The organism is Arthrobacter zhaoguopingii, from assembly GCF_009828605.1.
Lineage (GTDB): Bacteria > Actinomycetota > Actinomycetes > Actinomycetales > Micrococcaceae > Arthrobacter_D > Arthrobacter_D zhaoguopingii.
The window spans coordinates 50,847-69,008 of record NZ_WIAE01000012.1; the positions used below are offsets into that span (position 1 = coordinate 50,847).

General features: G+C 65.2%; 15 protein-coding genes. 9 read left to right on the forward strand and 6 right to left on the reverse strand.

Annotation, left to right across the window (positions count from 1 at the left end; all coding sequences use genetic code 11):
- Positions 1-186 precede the first annotated feature (186 nt).
- The 5 genes from GVV77_RS14665 to GVV77_RS14685 all read left to right on the forward strand — a co-directional run bounded on the left by GVV77_RS14665 (position 187) and on the right by GVV77_RS14685 (position 5,231).
- Positions 187-1,158: a glucosyl-3-phosphoglycerate synthase gene (locus tag GVV77_RS14665; protein ID WP_159619576.1), complete on the forward strand. Its 972-nt coding sequence runs from the start codon at positions 187-189 to the stop codon at positions 1,156-1,158.
- A gap of 2 nt (positions 1,159-1,160) precedes the next feature.
- Complete coding sequence (locus GVV77_RS14670) at positions 1,161-2,288, forward strand: glycosyltransferase (RefSeq protein ID WP_246199847.1); 1,128 nt, start codon at positions 1,161-1,163, stop codon at positions 2,286-2,288.
- Positions 2,285-3,295: a Gfo/Idh/MocA family protein gene (locus GVV77_RS14675; protein WP_159619578.1), complete on the forward strand. Its 1,011-nt coding sequence runs from the start codon at positions 2,285-2,287 to the stop codon at positions 3,293-3,295. The genes GVV77_RS14670 and GVV77_RS14675 overlap by 4 nt, the downstream gene beginning before the upstream one ends.
- Positions 3,292-4,392 carry a zinc-binding dehydrogenase gene (locus GVV77_RS14680; RefSeq protein ID WP_159619580.1) on the forward strand — a complete coding sequence of 367 codons (1,101 nt, stop codon included), beginning with the start codon at positions 3,292-3,294 and terminating at the stop codon, positions 4,390-4,392. Before GVV77_RS14675 ends, GVV77_RS14680 begins: the two co-directional genes overlap by 4 nt.
- A 149-nt stretch (positions 4,393-4,541) precedes the next feature.
- Positions 4,542-5,231 carry a Type 1 glutamine amidotransferase-like domain-containing protein gene (locus tag GVV77_RS14685; protein WP_159619582.1) on the forward strand — a complete coding sequence of 230 codons (690 nt, stop codon included), beginning with the start codon at positions 4,542-4,544 and terminating at the stop codon, positions 5,229-5,231.
- Between the two features lie 257 nt (positions 5,232-5,488).
- Here GVV77_RS14685 and GVV77_RS14690 read toward each other — a convergent pair whose 3' ends face one another.
- The gene (locus GVV77_RS14690; protein WP_159619584.1) at positions 5,489-6,703 is read right to left on the reverse strand and encodes an MFS transporter; all 1,215 of its coding nucleotides are present in this window, start codon (positions 6,701-6,703) and stop codon (positions 5,489-5,491) included.
- 26 nt (positions 6,704-6,729) lie between these two features.
- Between GVV77_RS14690 and GVV77_RS14695 the strand changes: the two genes are divergently transcribed.
- From GVV77_RS14695 to GVV77_RS14705, 3 genes are all read left to right on the forward strand, one after another.
- Positions 6,730-7,365, forward strand: coding sequence for a TetR/AcrR family transcriptional regulator (locus tag GVV77_RS14695; RefSeq protein ID WP_159619586.1), 636 nt, complete (start codon positions 6,730-6,732; stop codon positions 7,363-7,365).
- Between the two features lie 169 nt (positions 7,366-7,534).
- A complete protein-coding gene (locus GVV77_RS14700; RefSeq protein WP_159619588.1) occupies positions 7,535-8,620 on the forward strand; it encodes a fatty acid desaturase family protein in 1,086 nt (361 codons plus the stop codon).
- Between the two features lie 844 nt (positions 8,621-9,464).
- Complete coding sequence (locus tag GVV77_RS14705; RefSeq protein WP_246199848.1) at positions 9,465-10,205, forward strand: EAL domain-containing protein; 741 nt, start codon at positions 9,465-9,467, stop codon at positions 10,203-10,205.
- A gap of 27 nt (positions 10,206-10,232) precedes the next feature.
- Here the strand turns inward: GVV77_RS14705 and GVV77_RS14710 are convergent, their stop codons facing one another.
- From GVV77_RS14710 to GVV77_RS14725, 4 genes are all read right to left on the reverse strand, one after another.
- Positions 10,233-10,946, reverse strand: a complete 714-nt coding sequence (locus tag GVV77_RS14710) for a GAF and ANTAR domain-containing protein (RefSeq protein ID WP_159619592.1) — start codon at positions 10,944-10,946, stop codon at positions 10,233-10,235.
- A gap of 9 nt (positions 10,947-10,955) precedes the next feature.
- Entirely contained in the window at positions 10,956-11,747 is a 792-nt protein-coding gene (locus tag GVV77_RS14715; protein ID WP_246199849.1) for a GAF and ANTAR domain-containing protein, read from the reverse strand.
- An 809-nt stretch (positions 11,748-12,556) separates the two neighbouring features.
- Complete coding sequence (locus tag GVV77_RS14720) at positions 12,557-13,843, reverse strand: DUF418 domain-containing protein (protein ID WP_159619594.1); 1,287 nt, start codon at positions 13,841-13,843, stop codon at positions 12,557-12,559.
- Between the two features lie 509 nt (positions 13,844-14,352).
- Complete coding sequence (locus GVV77_RS14725; protein ID WP_159619596.1) at positions 14,353-14,904, reverse strand: TetR/AcrR family transcriptional regulator; 552 nt, start codon at positions 14,902-14,904, stop codon at positions 14,353-14,355.
- A gap of 84 nt (positions 14,905-14,988) precedes the next feature.
- On the opposite strand from GVV77_RS14725, the gene GVV77_RS14730 reads away from it, so the two are divergent.
- Positions 14,989-15,708 carry an SDR family oxidoreductase gene (locus GVV77_RS14730; protein ID WP_159619598.1) on the forward strand — a complete coding sequence of 240 codons (720 nt, stop codon included), beginning with the start codon at positions 14,989-14,991 and terminating at the stop codon, positions 15,706-15,708.
- Between the two features lie 502 nt (positions 15,709-16,210).
- Here the strand turns inward: GVV77_RS14730 and GVV77_RS14735 are convergent.
- On the reverse strand, positions 16,211-17,962 hold the full coding sequence (locus GVV77_RS14735) for an alkaline phosphatase D family protein (protein ID WP_159619600.1): 1,752 nt from the start codon (positions 17,960-17,962) through the stop codon (positions 16,211-16,213).
- Between the last annotated feature and the right edge of the window lie 200 nt (positions 17,963-18,162).

The window sequence follows — 18,162 nt, forward strand, 5'->3', positions numbered from 1 at the left end:
TCCGCTTGTTTCCAATGGACAGGACCGTGATCCGGACCTGGACCGGTCCTGTCCAGGCGCTCGACGGTTCCGGATTGAAAGGGTACTGAGCTATTCCCAAAGGGCTGGCGGAACCGTAGGCTTCGAGCTGATCCTATCGATAGCCGGGACGGGGACCACCGGCGCCCTTGCTGAAAGGGAACCGGCATGCGTGCAGAGGTCCAGGATTGGTATTCGGCCCGAAGTTTTCAGGGCAGCGTGTTCGACCGGTGGGACCTCGTGGCGCGCAAGCAGGGCCAACGCGTCAGCGTGGTGCTTCCTGCGAAGAATGAGGCCGCAACCATTGGGGCGATCGTCACCGCGCTGCGTGTCGAGTTGATGGAGGAAGCTCCGCTCCTGGATGAGCTCATCGTGATTGATTCGAACTCTACGGACAATACTTCCGCCGTAGCGGCGAACGCCGGAGCGCGGATCGCGCACCAGGACCAGATTCTCCCGGACGCCGGATGCATTCCCGGCAAGGGCGAAGCGCTGTGGAAGTCCCTTGCCATCGCCTCGGGGGACATCATCGTGTTCATCGACGCGGACCTGCAGGGGTTCGACGCGCAGTTCGCCGTTGGCCTGCTCGGCCCGTTGCTGACCGACCCGCGGATCCAGTTCGTCAAGAGCTACTACGACCGCCCTCTCGACAACGGGGTCCGGGTCATGCCGGCGGGTGGTGGCCGCGTGACAGAGCTCGTGGCGCGCCCCCTGCTGAATCTGTTCTGGCCCCAGCTGGCTGGGGTTATCCAACCGTTGGCCGGTGAGTACGCCGCCCGCCGCAGCCTGCTCGAATGCATACCGTTTGTCTCCGGTTACGGCGTAGAGATCGGCATGCTGATCGACGTGCTGGAAACAGTCGGCCTGGGCGGCATGGCCCAGGTGGACCTCGGCGAACGCCGTCACCGCAACTCCAGCGATGGCGAGCTGGCCAGGATGGCGATGCAGATCCAGCTCACCGTGCAGTCGCGGCTGCACCGGCGCGGGCTCGCCCCGGCCGGCCCGCCCGCCGTGGAGCTGACCCAGTTCCTGCGTGACGGCGACCACTACGTCGGTGACAGCACCGTCATCGGGGTGTCCGAACGCCCCCCGATGCTGGAAATCGGCCAGCACTCCTTCACCACCGGCAAGTGGGCCTGAGCATGCGGATCCTGATCAACGCCGGACCATGGCTTCCCGTCCCTCCTTCCGGCTACGGCGGCATTGAAACGGTCATCGCCACCCTGGTCCCGGAACTGCGCCGCGCCGGCCAGCACGTCACCCTGGCCACCGTCGGCGCCAGCACGATCGAAGCGGACAGCTACCTGCATCCGGTGGCCGAGCCGCAGTTCGCCTCGATCGCCCGGCCCTACAACCAGGTATCGGGTATCGCTCACGCCCAGATGCAGGGGATTGTGAAGGCAATCTACGACGGCGGCAGCTGGGATCTCGTCCACGATCACCTTGAAGTCGTGGGGCCGGCCGTCTTTGCCGCCATGGGCCGGGCCGCCCCGCCGGTGCTGCAGACGATGCATTGGGACCTGGCCAAGCACAAGGCGTTCTACGAATCATTCGACGGCCGCGGCCGGGTCCGGTTCGCGGCGGTATCGCAGTCCCAGCTGGACAGGGCACCGGAGGCACTGCGGCGCCAGACAATCGGCGTCGTCCCGTTGGCGGCTCCGCCGGCGCTCGAAATCCACGCGGACAAAGCAGACCACGCCCTGGTGCTGGCCCGCATCACCCGGGACAAGGGACAGGATGCAGCCGTTCGGATCTGTCGGCAGGCGGGCCTGCCGCTGGTGCTCGCGGGGCCGGTCGCCGGCATCAACGATCCTGAAGAGCTGGATCGCCGTCTGGCCGCCGGCGACGCCCAGTTGATGTCCCATCCGGATGTTGCCTACTTCGAGGACGAGGTCCGTCCGTTGCTCGACGGCGACCGTTACCGGTGGATCGGAGGAATCGGCGGCGAGGTGAAGGAACGTGTACTGCGTTCCGCGCAGGTGCTGCTGGCGCCCAACCGGTGGGCCGAGCCCGGAGCAACAGGGGTGGTGGAAGCCCTATCACGGGGCGTTCCCGTCGTCGGCACGCCGCTGGGAGTGCTGCCCTCACTGGTGCAGCACGGCCGCACCGGGTTCCTTGCCGCCCACGAACAGGATCTGGCCGGGTTCCTTCACAAACTGGACAGTATCAATGCTGAGGACTGCATCGAGGCGGCGTCGGTCTGGACGCCGGAGGCGATGGCTGCCAGCTACCTGCGTCTGTACGACCAACTACTTTCGGAGGTCCCATGACCGTGAACGTAGCCCTCATCGGTGCCGGATCGGTGGGGCAGCGCCATGCCTCAAACCTGCAGAGGCTCGGTGTCCGGATCACCAGTGTCACCGACGCCCAGCCGGCCGCGGCCGAAAGGCTGGCCCGTGACCTGGAAGCACCGGCGTTCACCGACCCCGATACGGCGCTGGACCTGACGGAGGCCGACGCGGTCTATGTGTGCGTGCCTCCCTTCGCCCACGGTCCGGGTGAGCGCGCCGCACTCGCCCGGGATCTGCCCCTGTTCGTGGAGAAACCGGTCGGCCTGGGCCGGGAAACCGCCGAGGAAATTGGAGTGCTCGTCGGAGCCGCCGGTGTAATCACGGGCACCGGCTACCACTGGCGCTGTATGGACGCTATGGAGCACGCACGCGACCTGCTGGCCGAGGCACCGGCCTTGCTGGCCAACGGCTACTGGCTGGACAAGCGCCCGCCGGTTCCGTGGTGGGGCAGGGTGGACCGCTCCGGCGGCCAGGTGGTGGAACAGCTGACCCACATCCTAGACACTGCACGTTTCCTGCTCGGAGAAGTCGTCGAGGTCTACGCCGCCGGCGTCCGGGGGGCCACTGCCGCCGACGCGCTGCCGGCAGGCGGGGCGCCGGACGACGTCGACGACGCCACGGCGGCCACCATGCGCTTCGCCTCGGGAGCGGTCGCGACGCTGGCTGCAACGTCCGTGCTGGCGGCCAAGCACCGCGCCGCTCTGCACACCGTGAGCCGCGGCCTGTACCTGGAATTGTCGGAATCCGGCCTCAGAAGCTTCGACGGCACGTCCCGCAAAGATCTTGCCTGCGGGGAAGATCCCCGCGTAGCGGTGGACCGGGAATTCATCCAGGCCGTCCGCGGCGAGCGGGAATCCACACGCGCTCCCTATGCCGAGGCCCTGCGCAGCCACCGGCTCGGTTGCGCCATCGCTGAATCGGCCCGCACCGGACTCCCGGTGAAGCTGCCCGAAGAGCGCTCCGCTGCACCAGGAGCGCCGTCATGATGCGCCGAAACCTCGTCCTCCCGGCGCCTGGAGTCCTCGAAATTGTCGAGGAGCAGCTGCCCGAAGTCCCGGAGGGCGGACTGCTGCTCGAGACACTTGTCACGGGCTTGTCCGCGGGCACCGAACTGGCGTTCGTGAAGGGGGACCACCCGGGGCTGCGGTCGCGCCTGGATTCCGACCTGGGCCTGTTCCTGCCGGACTCCGCTGGCACTGCTTACCCGGTTCGCCGACTTGGCTACATGGAGGTCGCCCGAGTAGCCGCATCGCGGACCGCCGCCTTCGCGGAAGGGGATATCCTCGCCGGCGCGTACGGGCACGCCACCGCCCATGTGGCAGACCCGCTGAACGACCACCTTGTGCTGCTGGGCGACGACCTTGACCCGCTGCTCGGCGTCTTCGTGGCACATCTCGGACCGATCTGCGCCAACGGCCTGCTGCATGCCGCAGCCGAGGCAACTGGCGGCCAGGCCCGAACCCTCGCCGACGGTGTGGATGGACGTCAGGTGCTGGTCACCGGAGCCGGCCCCATCGGGCTTCTGACCGCCTTGTTCGCCCGGTCACTCGGCGCACGGGAAGTCGCCATCGCGGACTCGGACCCGCTCCGCCGCCGGCTGGCTGAAGAACTGGGATTCCTCGCCCTGGACCTTGACGACGATCCCGGCAGGCTATTGAAGACACGGTGGCGCCACGGGCCGGCGGACCGGGGCGCCGACGTCGTATTCCAGTGCCGCGGACGTCCCGAAGCACTCCACACGGCCCTCCGCGCCGCCCGCCCCCAGGGAACTATCATCGATCTGGCCTTCTATACCAGCGGAGGGGACGCCGTTCGGCTGGGGGAGGAGTTCCATCACAACGGGCTGAACCTGCGCTGCGCACAGATCAGCCGGGTGCCGCGCGGCCTGGCAGGGCACTGGGACAGGGCACGGCTTTCCGCCGAGACCGTGAGACTGCTTCGCTCCCACGGCGATGTGATCCGCAAGCACCTGGTGAGCGATGTCGTACCCTACGAGGACGCACCGCGGCTCATGCGTGAAGTATCGCTGCGCGAACGGCACGTGCTGACCGCCGTTTTCGCTGTGGCTCCCGCATACCTCTGAGTACGAATCCGTTGTCGCCCACAAACCGGCACCTCGCCCGCGTGTCTGGTTGGTGCCCGGGGGAGGGATGAGAATGGTCTGATCGCCGCGTCTGCCAGTTGGGCTGGTGAACCAGGAGAACCGTGTGCCCGGACGGGAAGGAATCGACAATGAGGCTTCTGCTGACATCTGGAGGCATCACCAATGCCTCGATTCACGGGCGGCTGGTGGAGATGCTCGGCAAGCCGATCGAGGACTGCAAGGCCTTATTCATCCCGACCGCGCAATGGGGACATCCCATGTGCTCACCGCAGTCGGTGTGGATGACGCTGGCCCGCCTCGGGCCCGGCCAGCAGGGCCTCCTCGATCTGGGTTGGAAGTCAGTCGGCGTGCTGGAGCTGACGGCGCTACCCAGCGTTGCACGATCCCGCTGGTTGCCCTGGGTTCTGGAGGCAGACGTTCTTCTGGTGGATGGGGGAGAGGCAATCTACCTCGCGCATTGGATGCGGCAGTCGGGTCTGGCAGATCTGCTGCCGTCCCTCACCGACACCGTCTGGGTCGGCGTGAGCGCTGGGAGCATGGTGATGTCTCCGCGGATCGGCGCGCAGTTCTTGGACTGGAACCCCAGTGGGGGCGACGAAGCGCTCGGTGTGGTGGAGTTTTCGATCTTCCCCCATTTGGACTATTCGGGGTGGTCCGCGAACACGTCCGAGAGCGCGCGTCTGTGGGCTATGGAAATTCGTGGACCCGCTTATGCGATCGACGACCAAACGGCGATCTCCGTCGTGGATGGCACGGTGAACATCATCTCCGAAGGGCGCTGGCAGCAGTTCAATTCCGAAGCCGAGCAGAAGCGCTGAGCATCATTCGCTGAGCCGACGAGCGGTGTGGACCGTGTCCACACTTCGGTCTCGGACTGGGCCGTGCCGGTGCCGGACCGGTTCATGGGGAAGCGGCGGGGTAGGTGCATGACTGTGCTGCGGGATTTTGCCTGGTCATCCTCCCGGGTGCTGATTCTCGCCTCGCACACCGGCTGTCGGCCACGATGAACTGGGCCGTAGGCGCACTGGAACCGCTGCACAAGCCGATCCCTCAGCGGGCACTCTCTCGGGCAGGTTCAGCGCGGCACCGGGGTGGGAACCTGTCGCTGTGATTTGGCGGGTGAAGGGCCACCTAGGGCGGTGATGCCGCAGATGATCGCGGCGACGATAAATGCAGGGCCGGGTTCCAGTGTTTCGATCAGGGCGCCGATCAGTGTTGCTCCCAGGGCTTGCCCCAGGACGAGGCTGATGAAGAGCACTGACGTGCCGGCGGCGTTGCTTTCTGCTGTCTGAGCCGCCCAGGTGATGAGCACCGATGTCGTGGCGGTGTAGGCGAGTCCGAACAGGGCCGCCGCGCCGAAGCTGGCGGCGATGCTGTGCGGCGCGATAGCGAACATCCCGGTCGCGAGCGCGACGGCCAGTACGGTGACCAGCCACGTGGTCTGGAGGGTATGCCGTGCCAGCCAGGAAGAGGTGAGTGCCGCTGCCGCTCCTCCGATACCGAGCGCTATCCATGCGGCGGCAGAGGTTTCAACCGCCATCCCGCCATGGCCTTCAAGAAGAGTCCGGCCGTGGACCCAGATCGCGGAACTGCCGATGCCGAGAATGAAGGCGGCCGTGAGCGGACGCCTGAGCGGACGTAGACCGGCGCTTCGATGCCGCGTCCGAGGTACTGGCGGGCGGCGGGAGCCCGGACGGGAGCTCTGGATGGAACCACCGCGGGAGGTATCTGATTGCAGTACGCCGATCATTGCGCTGAAGGAGATGACAGCGATCAGTGCCCAGGCAAGGCGCCAAGAGGATCCAAGGACCAAGGAGAAGGTCCCGGCAGCCATGACGCCGAAACCGGTACCTGAGTTCACGACCGATTGAAGCTTCTCCTGCCCTGTTTCATTAACATTGCGTTGCACGAGTTCCACTAGGGCAGGGGAGGCGAACCCGGCGCCCATTCCTGCGAGAAGTACTGCTCCCACGAAGACCGTCGTGCCGGGGGCCGCAGCGATACCCGCACTTCCTCCGGTGGCCGTCAGCCCGGCAAGGACAACGACCACGCGGGGGTGGGTCGGCGCATAGCGGAATCCGAGCACTGCTGAGACGCAGTAGGTGACGGAGGCTCCGGAAGCCAGCAGGCCGCCGATCGCGGGGGTGAGGGCGAAGGTTTCCGAAAAGGCGGGAAGGAAGAGGCCGTATCCGAGCCTCGCCAGGCCGTAGGTGGCCGCGATGAGCGCCACGGATGCCGCGGTGAAAATCAGGCCCGTGGAGCCGCTCCCACGCTGTAACGATCGTTTCATTGAAACGAACGTTATAGGATGAGGGCATGAATGTACACCCCAGCGCACGGGAACGATTGCTTGACGCCACCGAGGATCTTGCTTTTACGCAGGGGGTGGCGGCCACGCCCGTGGACGAGATCCTTCGGAGTGCGGGTGTGGCCCCGGCGACTCTGTACGCGCACTTCGGCAACAAGGAAGGTTTAATCACTCAGGCGCTTGAACGCCGCTTGGTGCGCTGGGATGAGGCGTGGCAGCTGGCCATCGATGGAGCCTCCACCGCCAGGGAAAGGTTGCTGGCTGTGTTCCCGGCCCTTAGGGAGTACCGGATAAGTGTGACGTCTGCCCGATGGTGCGCGTTCCTTGGGGTAGCTGCTGAATCACCTCGTCCAGGACCGGAACTGCAGAAGGCACTGGCCAGTGACAGCCGGCTGCTGACCGCGCGCCTGAAGGAGCTGGCAGTCCCGGTCGTCGGTGCAAACCAGGCCGACGCCTTGGTCTCACAGCTTGTCCTCGTCTACACAGGGGTGCTCGGAATGCTGCTCCGGGGGATGGATACTGAAACAGCCGTTGACCTCGGACTTCACATCGCAGGCGCCGCTGTCGATGCCATTACTTATTACCCCCATCCGGCGCCGGCGCACGGACTAACTTCCACCCCGGAGGCCGAGCAGACGATCTAGACTGGAGTTGCTGTCCCAGACCCTGCCAGCGTCCACGACCGGAAAGGGTCCGGTCGGATCTCAGGCAAGGGGTCAGCACATGCAATCTGGTAATACGCCCTCCCGGGCGGCCCGTCCTGAAACATCCCATGTCCCTCTCTCCGGTCATCCGCTGCAGGACCGGGCAGGGATGAGCGGCGGCGATCACCGGCCACACACGGTGGCGTTGTCTCCACGGAACAGTGTCATCGCCTCCTATTCGGCTCTGCTGAAACAGGTGCGCGGTGAGGGACTGCTGAGAAGATGCCAGCGTTTCTACCTCACGGTCGGCGGGTTCTTGGTCCTCGCGGCCGGTGCCGCGGCCGCAGGGTTTGTGATGCTGGGCGATAGCTGGTTCCAACTGATTGTCGCCGGCGTCCTGGGGATCATCCTCACCCAGTTCGCATTCCTGGGACACGAGGCCTCCCATCGGCAGATCTTCGAGTCGCGGGCGGTCAACGAGCGGGTCGGGCGTTTCCTTGCCGCCGGGGTGGTGGGGATCAGCTATGCGTGGTGGATCGACAAACATACCCGCCACCACAACGACCCCAACACGGTGGGAAAGGACCCAGACATCGCCATGGGCACCTTGGCCTTCCGGGAGGAAGACGCAGCCCCGCGAACAGGTTTCCAGGCATGGTTCACCCGGCGTCAGGGATACCTGTTCTTCCCACTGCTGAGCCTTGAAGGCCTCAACCTCCACGTGCAGTCCATCCGGACCCTCACCCGGCGCGGACCGGTCAAGGGGCGGTGGATGGAACTGGTGCTCATCGGAGCACGGTTCGGCAGTTACCTCGGCGTGCTGTTCTGGTTCCTGCCGGCTGGAATGGCGCTTGCCTTCCTGGGGGTTCAGATCGCCGTCTTCGGGATCTACATGGGGGCTTCCTTCGCCCCAAACCACAAGGGAATGCCGATGCTTCCCGCCGGCAGCACCGCCGATTTCTTCGAGCGCCAGGTGCTGACCTCGCGCAATGTGCATGGGGGTTCCTTCATCAACACCGCGTTCGGCGGCCTGAACTTCCAAATCGAGCACCACCTGTTCCCCGACATGCCCCGCCCGCACCTGCGCCGGGCCGCGGTGATCGTCCGCGAACACTGTGACCAACTCGGCATCCCCTACACCGAGGTCGGCGTCCTGCGCTCCTATGCCGCCGTGATCACCCATCTCAATCGCGTCGGACTCGCCGCCCGCGACCCCTTCGACTGTCCCATGGTGCAACGTTACCGCCGGCGCTGACCGCCCACGCCCCGCCGCAGGCGGAAAGACGATCCGGTACGCCGGAGCCAGGGCCCAGCACAACGGCACGCTTCACCGGTCCGGTGCAGGCCCCACCTTGGAGCACCAGCGCCTGCCGGATTCCTCCAGCCTCACCGGAACCAAGGAGCACACTCAAGAGAAATGCCCGACCTATCTTGGCCGGACCTTTCCTACTCGTGCTGCTCTTTGGATTTCCCTTCGGCCTTATGCCGGGCCTCCTGCTGATGCTGCCTCAACTTAGCTTCGGCATCCCGACGACGGGAGGCGATCGCCTTCGCTTGTTCACCAGTGGGATGGCGGTGTTCCCGCTCCCATGCATGATCGTTCACTCCGGTCCGTGGGGCGGCTTTCTCGCCAGGTGCACTATCGTTTTCGCCCATACCGTATGATCCCACGAGGCACGCAGCAGTGTACGGGCCGTGGCCACCCCGCTAGCCTCGGAACCTCCACCGGTGCGACGGCGCACTTGTGCACAACCCGGCGCGCTCCTCAGTCCCGCGGACGGCAGTCGGCAGCAGGATCGAGGGGAATAGTTGATGCCCACCCCCAGCGGATGGGGCACCGGCTGTGTGAACCAGCGGCCGGGCTCCGGTTGTGGCAGGCGACGCACACCCTCAGCCGCATACGGGCGGTTCAGATGTCCTTCAATCGCCTCCGCTAGCACCGCCGGCAGCTATAGCGTGCGCCGGGTCGGTTGATTGGCTGCTGCGGCACTTGGGGCTGTCCTGACGTGTGGCCTATGGTGGACGAGACCAGTGAGGGAGCACTCCGTATGGCATGCAATGGCTGCGCGACGTCCTTAAAACCCGACTTTAATTTCAGCATGGCCTTCCAACCCATTTACGACGCGGTTGACGACCGCGTATGGGGCTATGAGGCGCTGGTCAGAGGCTTGGCGGGTGAGGGCGCGTATGACGTCCTGTCAAAGATTTCGCCGGAGCAGAGATACCGCTTCGATCAGGACTGCCGCATAAAGGCCATCGAGCTTGCATCTCGCCTGTTTCCCGCGGGCGAGGACCTGAAGCTGTCGATCAACTTCATGCCGAACGCGGTCTATGAACCTGCCGCATGTCTGCGAGCGACGCTGCTCACAGCGGCGCGGTGCGGCTTTCCGACCTCGTCGATCATGTTCGAGTTCACGGAAAATGAGGAAGTCGCGGACACCGTTCACCTCAGGAACATCATCACCGAATACCGCAGGCACGGTTTCACCACCGCCATCGATGACTTCGGTGCCGGACACGCGGGGCTGGGGCTCCTGGTCGAGTTCCAGCCCGATCTGCTCAAAATCGACATGAAGCTCGTCCGAGGAGTCGATAACAGTCGAGCCCGCCGAGCCGTCGTCACCGGCATCGTGGGTATCGCCGCGGAGCTGGGCATCACGGTGCTCGCAGAAGGCGTCGAGACCGAGGAGGAGTTCCTCTTCCTGAAGGCACGAGGCATCCGCCTGTTCCAGGGATATTGGTTCGCGAAGCCGGCCTTCGAGGAGCTTCCGGAGGTCGTCCGCATTGCATCTGCCGCCCTATTCAGCGCGCCGGCGCTGAAACGGACGGCACCGTCCTAAACTTCTTTGCCCCTTCACCTCATTGGGTCAGAGATTGAGGGTGCGGTTGAGGACCTGCGCGGCGGTGTCGTGGAGGGACTGGCGGTGCGACCGCGCGTATCCGCGCAGGCGCGCGAAGGCCTCGCTCATGTCCACGGAGGAGGTGTGGGAAATGACGCCTTTGGCCTGTTCAATCGTGATCCGTGAGTTCAGGGCACGTTGGAGCTGATCATTGACGATCTGGCTTTCACGGAGGGTGCGTTCCTGGATGAGGCTGATGGTCGCGACGTCAGCTAGGGCCTGACCGATGGCGGCGTCCTCCGGGCTCAGCGCCCCACGGCTCACACCGAACAATCCCATGGCTCCTATGGTGCGGTTGTGGATGCGCAGGGGGACGGCGTGCACGGACAGGAAGTGTTGATCCAGGGCGGCTTTCTGGAAGGCGGGCCACCGCCCGCCGAGGGCGGTGATGTCATCGATGGTGACCACCGAACCGGTCTTGTAGGAGTCGATGCAGGGGCCCTCGCCGGCCTGAAGTTGAAGGACCTCCACGAGCTGGCTTTCCTCGCTGGTCGAGGCAAGAAGCTGGAGTTCCCCATAGGGATCCGCCAGGAGGAGCCCGGCCTGGGCGGCATCGAGGAGCCTGACGGACTCTTCGACGAGGATGTGGAGCAGTTCAAGGACGTCGTACTCCGTGATGAGGGTCTCGGTGAGCCTGAGGAAAGCGGCGCTGACCTGCTCGGGTCGGGTGATGGTCGCCATTGCAGCATTCTAGGCCAGTCCCGGCCGCTCCGGTGAGGTGCCGTCAGGTGGCGTGAAATCGAGTTCCCTGCGGATCACCTGCAGGGCCGTCTGGTGGAGGGTCTGTTGGTGGGAGAAGGCATGTCCGCGGAGCAGCAGCAGGGCCTGTGCCGCGCTGACGTCGGCCTGGGCAAGGACCATGCCCGTCGCCTGGTGAATTTCCCGCCGGGAGTTGGGCAGCCCCGCCGGCGCGGACGCGGTGCCGGGGGTCGCACCGGTACCGGTGTTGGAGTCCCCGACGGACGGGAAGATGGCGGGAGCGCCAGGTTGGGCATCCTGAAGTGTCCAGCGCAGCAGGGCCCAAGCGGTCTCGCCGGCCAGAACCTCCACGGCGAGCCGCTCACTTCCGCTCAGCGATCCCGGGCTGGTCCGGTGCAGTTCGACCACGCCGAGGTCGATGGCGCCCACGGTGAGGGGGAAGACGAACAGGGCACCCACCTCGAGCCGGGCCAGGACCTCACCGAAGGCCGGCCACTGCAGAAAGGCGCTTTCCCTGACGTCGGGGATGAGGACCGGAAGGCGGGTGCGCACAGCATCCCAGCGTGGCCCTTCACCCAGATCGAACTGGGCTTCCTCAAGGGTCTGTGCGACGGGGTCGGTGGCGGAGAGGAGGGTTTCGGCGTTGGAAGCGGTGAAAGCGGACACCGCCGCACCGGTCACGTTGCCACGTTTGACGAACGGCGCACTCAGGCCGGCGCCGGGACCGGCACCGTCATCCCGTCCCCGAAGGGGGTTGGGGGTTGATTGGAGCGGTTCACTCATGGGAAGTCACTCTCGGTGGATGAACAGGGCGCCGTGATCGAACTGGTTTCCGCCGGCGGGCCGGAACCGACGCTGAGGCACCTCCGCCTGCCGCCGGTCCGCCGAAGGGAACAGCCCGTTATCCTATACCTACAAACCCGCCGGAGGCATACCGGGAATGAAGTTCCAGCGCACTCTGCCTTCCTTCAGAATCAGCCTGCGGCCCTTGGGTGGCCGCGTTCACTGACGGGGGAGTTTCCGCCCGTCCCGCGAACCTTGACATCCCACCCTCATCCGCGCACGCTGGGATTGTTACCCCAGACCCTGGTATCGACCCGTTTCTTACGGCTATCAGGGAGTCCGCATGACACCGGAAGCACGATCCTTCCATCCCGGTACACCCCATACGGAGATGCCGCTCCGCCAAAGGCCCGGCCGTTCCAGGCACGGAGATGATCTCGCACCGGACCGACAGAGTCCGGGGACTGCCGGTGGACGCATCAACTCCGCGGTGACGGTGAGCTCCCTGCACGTCCTCGATCAGCTCGAAGCCGCCCAGGAAGAAGCCGGCAACTTCATCAGCCCCGATTTCCCTGCGGCGGTCCAGCAGAACAGGTTGCGCTGATGACAGCTGACCTAGCGAGCGCGGCCTCGTGGAAGGATATTGACCATGCCGATGGCTTATGGGGCTTCAGTTCTGCCAGGACGTCATCGACAAAGCCAGCAAGGGTGAAGCTCCCTTCGCGCGGAACGCGAAGGATTTGGGATCTCGCCGACCACGCCCAAGCACTGGATCCAGGGGCCTGCCTCGCATGGAACCGGGATGGTGCTCAGGTGTTTTCCATCGGTGCGGGTTTGGGTGCGGCAGAGCCGCGGTAGGTGAGTTTGCGCAGTGCCAGTTCGGCTGGTCCGCGCAGGCCGCGGCGCTCCATGGCAACGGCAAGGACAACGGTGGCCGCCCAGACCGCCACGGCGTAGGCGAGGACGGACCAGCTGGAGAGCTGGGCGCCGAGGCCCAGTCCCCAGGCAGCGAGCACCGGACCCCATGCGAGGGATTGGACGAGGTACCCGCTCATGGAGCGCCGGCCGAGGGCGGAGACCCACCGGACAGGGCCGCTGGGTGGTGCGGACCTCCGGGACACGCGGTGCGCGATGAGGCCGAACAGTGCGGCGTAGCCGATGCCCGCGAAGGTTCCTGCGAAGAGGCTGATGTGTTGGACGACGCCGTCGGGGGCGATATCGATGACGCCGGTGTGCTGAAGCGCCAGGGCCGCCCCCGTCGCCCAGCCGGCGGTGATGCCTCCTACGGCCAGCCGCCGGAGGAGCACGAGGTGCTCACCGGGGTTGTCCAGGATCCGGTGCCGTGAGGCCAACACGCCCATGAGGAACGCCGCCGGCAGCGAAACGCCCACAAGACTGCCAATCAGGACAGCGATCCAGGCGGGGAACCGTTCGAGCACCGAGATCAAGTAGTGCGGTTCGGCGATGCTGAGAAGCTGAACTTCTTGGGGATTCGTTGCTGGCTGCCCGGTGGTGACCGTAGACGCCAGTGCGCCCAAGAGCCCAAAGACAGCGGTGAGTGCCAGCAGCACGCCGATCCAGATCTTCAAGGTGCGGTCCGTCCGGTTGAAGAACAGCGGAACCATGATCAGCCCGATCAGGCCGTACGAACCGATGATGTCTCCCTGCCACAGCAGGGCCGCATGGACGGCGCCGAAGGCGATCATCCACCAGTGGCGCCGGCGAAGGAGACGCCTGGCATCGGTGGGGCTGGTGCCTTTGGCGGTCTGGCGGGCATACATCTGCCCGATCCCGTAGGCGAACAGAAATCCGAACATGGTGTACACGCGGGCATCGACCGCCATCAGGGTGAGGCCCTGAGCGAGGCGATCCGCCAGGTTACCTATGACGGGGTGGATGCCTATGGTCCCGATGGGCGCGGTGTAGAGGAAGTAGGGGGCATGGGCCAGAGCGATGAGCAGCAGCATGACGCCACGTGCGAGGTCGGGCGCCAAAGACCTCTCCTTCAGCGGGGTGGGGCGCACCGTAACCACCCTTTGATGCCCCTGCTCCTCACCCCCGGAAGCCCGTGCAGTCTGATCAAGCCGATTCGTCATGTTAGTTCCTTCAGGTCAAATTTATTGATGGGCACCGGTCAACTCGCCAATCCGTCGAGCAGCCAGAGGTCTTGAGTCGGAGCCCGCGGCCGATGCTTCCCAACGCGGCCCTAATTGCAGGCGAAATGCTTGGCCGGAGAGGCAGCGCGATGGGAGGTTAGTCCATTGGGGAGCCGGTGTGCGGGAAGCTCGTGGCGTCCACCGCGCAAGCACGAGTTCGAGTAAAAACCATGTTCTTACAACCGAGTCAAACTTCAGATGCTTCGGCACTCCCGGCAGGCCTGCCGCGCGCCATAATTGATGCCGGAACGCCACCCGAGCACCGGCATCACAGGGTGGCGGGGCCGAGGATGCGGGTCCGGCCCTCGCCCCGAGGCGCACTGCACAGGATCCTTCACTGGGGCATCCGGATTGGACAATCCCCTGCGCAGGTCAGTCTCTGCGCGCGGTGGTAACGGGGGTGCATGAGCCCGCACGGGGCGCTGTCACAGGCGTGCTGTCTTCTGTGTTCAGCGGGCGGGGAGGGCGCTGAGTCCCATGTCGGCGATTGCGAGCAGTTCGGTGGTGGTTCCTCCATCGCGCGCGCGTGCTGCCATGCCGTTGTGAACCGCCATGATGTAGTTGGCAATCTGGTCGGGGTCAGAACCTTCGGGGACTTCGCCCTCGTCGATGCTCTGGGCGACGCGCTTCGCGATGCGACGCCGGAGTATTTCCCTGTGCTCGGCCAGGCGGGGTTCGAGTGCGAGGAAACAACCGGGTGGTGTGTCCTGGCTGGTGTGGGAATAGGCGCTGAGGTGAAGCATCTCGGTGAGGCTTTCGCGGAGCGTCGGCAAGGACAGGGCCTTCTCGGACTGTCGACGCACGCCGGCGAAGTACCAGGCGGCAGCAGCCTCGAAGAGTTGATCCTTGTCGCCGAACGCGGCGTAGAGGCTCGGCGGGGTGATGCCGATGGCTTCGGTCAGTTTCGCCACGGTCGTTCCCTCGTACCCGCTCCGCCAGAAGTGCTCCATCGCGACAATCAGCGCCGCCTCACGGTCGAATGTTCTCGGTCTGCCAGCCACGGACTCATTGTATAGTGCCCGCTAGGGAATGTGCTAACTTGCTGTAGGTATTAACTAGCGTCCACTACAGAAAGAAGTATTTCCATGCAGATCAAGGGTTCAACAGTGCTCATCACGGGAGCCAATAGGGGGATCGGCGCCGAGTTCGTCCGTCAGCTCAAGGCCCGCGGAGCGGGCAGAATTTACGCGACCGCCCGCAACGCAGACTCCATGCCGTTCCGAGGTGGATCCGGGGGTGTCGAAGTTCTCGAGCTGGATATCACCGAAGACGATCAGATCGCGGCGGTGGCCGCACTGGCGGTCGATGTCGATCTGCTGATCAATAACGCAGGCGTGGCATCGGGGGCTGATCTCCTGACCGGGGACCTCGAAGTGATCCGGCGGGAGTTTGAGATCAACTTCTTCGGTGCCCTGAAAATGACACGGGCCTTCGCTCCGGTTCTCGGAGCCAACGGTGGAGGCGCCGTGCTTAACGTCTTGTCAGCGGCCGCGTGGTTCAGCGCTCCGGGAGCAACGTCCTACGCGGCGTCGAAAGCCGCGGCGTGGAGCCTCACCGATGCCACGCGTGTTCAGTTGGCCGCGCAAGGCACCAAGGTGCTCGGTCTGCATATGGCCCTGGTCGACACTGACATGACAGCCGGAGTCGATGCACCAAAGACCCACCCCGCCGATGTTGTCGCCGCAGCTCTGGACGGCATCGAGCAGTCCAGGACAGAGGTGCTCGCCGATCCCATCACGGTCGGGCTCAAGTCCGGTCTCCACCTGGATCCCGCCGCACGTTACGGAACCCTGCCCACCCCCTGACTCTGACTGCGCTGAAACGGTGACCGTGGAAGTCATCCGGCCTACGAATCCGGCGGTGAGACCCCATCGGTGAGTTCGAAGCAGGACCCTGGCCGGCCTGAATTTCGGGCGCGCCCGCATCTCGGGGAAATTCAGAGTGGAAGTGAGGGCCTTCAATACAATGATTGCGTCTACTCAATCGCACGTATTGAAGGCGCTCACCGCTCAGTGGACGGTCGGTGTGCAGGTGTCGCTTCTGCCGGTGGCTATCCGCGAAGGCGCATCCTGCAGGGTAATGCGAGGGGATGCATACCGGTTTGTGGCACTTCGGCACGATTCGAGTCGAACAGGGGCAACAGCCTTTTCTCGGCCGGCGATCATGGCTAAGAGGTCATCGAGGGGTCCGTGGCACTTCTCCACCTCAGGGAGGTGGTGGAACGTGCTGGTGGTCTCAAGGTTGTTGATCAGTTCGTCCGGCGAATTCAGGATTGTCCTTTTGGGGAGTCGGCGCTGCAGGCAGTTCCTACTGTCGCCGTCCTCTCCGTGCCCGAGAGCCCTTGAATGTCGAGAGCGCTGCCTCGGGCACGGCTTCCCCTCCCGGCATATTCCCGGACCCACGCCGCGGCACTGTCATGGCGGCAACCTCCCTGAGCCGGGGGTGGAAATGGTCGTCCCCGTCCACCGTTCCCGACTGCCACGACACCGTGAGCCCATCCGCGGTGTCCTCGAGCGAGGCGAGGTTGTTGTCGAACCACGGTCCCCTGATGTTCCGCCAGCGGAACGGTGGTTTGGTAACTTTCACGGAGCGCGCCAGGAGGCCCCCGAGAGGTGCCGCCACCGCGTAGGAGAGGATGGCAGTGGAGGAACGCAGGAGCCGCGGCAGCGGATTGCGGATCGGGGAGCAGACCACCTGGAGGATACGGCTGCCCGAAGTCCTGTCCACTTCCGCGACGTACGAGAAGTGGACGTCTCCCGACAGGAAGGTCACCGTCTCCGGTGCCGGGCCCCGGTTACCGTCCGCCACGTCCGTCGCCATAAGAGCCACGGCGTGGAAGCTGTTCTGGAAGGCGGCCCAGTGTTCAAGATCCATGCCCTGCCGCAGCTTCTCACCCAGCCGTGCGCCCCGCGCGCCCCAGGCGCCCTGTGCGAGGGCCTCGTCCCACGACTCGATGTGATGCAGCCCCAGCGGCAGGAGGAACGGCAGCGAGGTTCCCACCAGCAGGTGCCGGAATCCGCCCACCATCCTGTGATCCAGCCACGCCGTCTCCTCCTCGCTGAGCAGGGCCCGCGCATCGGGTGTCAGCACGCGTGATACGCGGGAGTCGACCACGATCAGGCGCGTGTCGTCGAAGTCACGGCAGTAGCTCCAGCGGTAGCTGGCCGGGTCCTTGTCCGCCCGGTCTGCGAAGGCGTCGAGCTCCTCGCTCAGGTCGAGCTCGGCGGCATCGTGGTGGTTGACGATCCGTTGCCAGATGCGGTCCTCGGCGCGCCCGTCCGGTGACATGTTGCCGAGGTGCTGGTACACCCAGTACGACGCCAGGCCCGCGACGATCCGGTCCTGCCACCAGGAGGTGGCCTCCATTTCCTGCTTCCAGGAGGCGGAGGCGTTCCAGTCATCCCGGATGTCGTGGTCGTCGAAGATCATGGCACTGGGAAGGGTGGACAGCAACCAGCGGTTGGCACTGTCGGACCAGGCCAGGTTGTACAGGTGGGCGTACTCCTCGTAGTCCTTCAGCTCGGCGCCGGGCTCCTCGTCGATGTCCCTCCGCCCGCGGATGAACTGCTGCATCTCCTCACTGGTGGAATCGGCGTACACCTGGTCGCCGAGGAATAGGACCAGGTCCGGCCGCGGTGCACTGTCGTCCTTTGTCAGGTTGAGCGCGTACGCACGCAAAGCATCGATGCCGTGGGTCCGATTGCCCTCCTTGGTGTGAGGGACGCTCGTGCGGCAGGACCCGAAGGCCAGTCGGAGGGGCTTCCCCGGGGTGCGTGTCGCAATGCTCGACGGCGGGAATTCAGGAACCGATCCCGGGTCCGGCCAGGCCTGGTGTCCGTCGATCTCCACCGTGTAGGAGGTGACGCTCCCCGGCTCGAGTCCGTCCACCTCGACGAGCGCGTAGTGGTGCCCGTGGACCGCGAACGTGCGTGCTTCCCAGGATCGCTGGGCGGCCCGGACGACGACGCGTGCCGCGGCCCCGACCTCCACCCAGATACTTGCCGAGGTTTCGTCGACGTACCGCAGCATGGGTCCAAGGAGCAGGGGAGTTGGTGTCATACGTATGTTCTACCCTTTCACCCTTCGGCCCGCAGGTCGATGTCGAAAAGCTTGCTTTAGTGTTGGTTTGAGCGGTCCATGGCGATGTCCTCTGTCCAGGTGTCGTTCTTCATGCCGGGGGACCTGACGACCTCCTCGGGGTAGGTCTGGACGTCGGTGTTTTGCGGTTATCGCCTCAAGGCGGAATCCACGGCGTTGAC